This window comes from Kribbella sp. NPDC048915, from assembly GCF_040649595.1.
Lineage (GTDB): Bacteria > Actinomycetota > Actinomycetes > Propionibacteriales > Kribbellaceae > Kribbella.
Genome location: NZ_JBEZFT010000158.1, coordinates 1 through 1,558 on the forward strand (window position 1 = coordinate 1; position 1,558 = coordinate 1,558).

Annotated in this window: 1 pseudogene and 1 riboswitch; the pseudogene reads right to left on the bottom strand. The window is 69.0% G+C overall.

The features are described from left to right. Positions 1–128: 128 nt before the first annotated feature. Positions 129–1,058: pseudogene (locus AB0B82_RS35400) on the bottom strand (5-aminoimidazole-4-carboxamide ribonucleotide transformylase); the annotation flags it as partial. After that, positions 1,054–1,123, bottom strand: a riboswitch (ZMP/ZTP riboswitch). It overlaps the preceding pseudogene by 5 nt. Positions 1,124–1,558: the final 435 nt, after the last annotated feature.

Here is a 1,558-nt window from a genome sequence, read left to right on the forward strand (position 1 = left end):
CTCCCGCCCCCACCCGACCCTGCTCGCCCGAATCTGTGGACAAGCAGGACCGGGGAGTTCTACCCGTCATTTCAGGAGGGCGGAACTCCCCAAACGCGAGCTGACCGACAGCACGCTCGACGTCTGCGTCAGTGGCGGAAGAGTCGGACGCCGGTCGGTGACCAGGTGATTCCGGCCGCTGCGCAGGCAGCCTCGACCTCGGGGGAGCGGATCGACCCGGCCGGCTCGGCGATGTGCGCGACGCCGTACCGCTGCGCCTCCACCACGTTGTCCGTGAACGGCAATGCGCCGTCCGACACCATCGACACCCCGGTCAACGGATCTGCCGAGTACCCAGCCCACCACAGTGCGGCCTTCTCACCCGCCAGCCGAATGCAGTCCACCCGCGACTGCTGCCCGGCGCCGACGCCGATCGTCATCCCGTCCTTCACGAACACCACCGTGTTGGATTGGGTGTACCGGGCAACGATCATCCCGAACAGCAGATCCCGCGCCGCCGCGTTGGGCAGGTCCGTTCGAAGGAGATCGCGGGTCAGCGGCAAGGCGTCGTACGTCTGCGTCAACCGAGCGCCGAACACCTCGCGAACCTCTTCCACCGGCGGCTCGTACTCCGCGTCCATCTCCAGCACGAGGTACGTCCCGCGCTTCTTCGCCGCGAGCAACTCCACCACGCCCTCGGCGTACCCGGGCGCGATGATCCCGTCCGACACGACGCGCTTCAGCACGGTGGCGAGTTCCAGATCCACCGGGTGCGAGACCGCCACGAAATCGCCGTACGACGACTTCGGATCGGCGTCGCGCGCTCGCGTGTAAGCCTCCGCGATCGTCTCGCCGAGCGCGGCACCCGCGGGCGAGACGTGTTTGTACGACGCCGCGGCCGGTACGCCGAACTGTCGCGCGGCCTCCCGCACCAACTGCCATCCGGTGAGCGCATCAAGCACATTGACGTACGACGGCTTGCCCGCCAGCACCGTGAACGGCGCAGAATCCACCGCGCCCTGCTGATGAGGATTCGTCCCGTACCGCAGACGCATCGCGACCTCCGAGCTCGATCGGAGGCGCCCAGGCGGACGACGCCTTGTTCTTCGCTCCCTGGTGGTGACCCACCCTCGCCAGTCGCGGTCCCGCCAGCCTACTCGGTCGCCCACACCATCAGCGGTCGTGGTTGCCCGGACCGCCTGTGGTCGTGGTTGCCCGGACGGCCTGTGGTCGTGGTTGCCCGCACCACCACCAGCAGACGCGCCGCATCCGTCAACGCCTCACCCCGCCACCCGTCGTCGACGACCACGTCGGCGACGGCCCTCGACTCCGCGCGTGCCGCCGCGGCGGCGCTCGCTCGAGGGTTCGCCGGCCGTTGTGACCGATGTGTAGAAGCGCGCCGTAGGTCACTCGCGCCGTTGCCTCAACACCACGGGATATCCGGCTCCTGTGACCGATCCGTGGGTCGATCCGGGCGACCGAGTCGGCGCCCGCGTCTGGACGCTGCGCGCGTTCCCGCGCGGTGGGTTCACCCACGGTGTTGTGGGTTCCTGACCCGTGTGAACGGTGCGGAACCCAC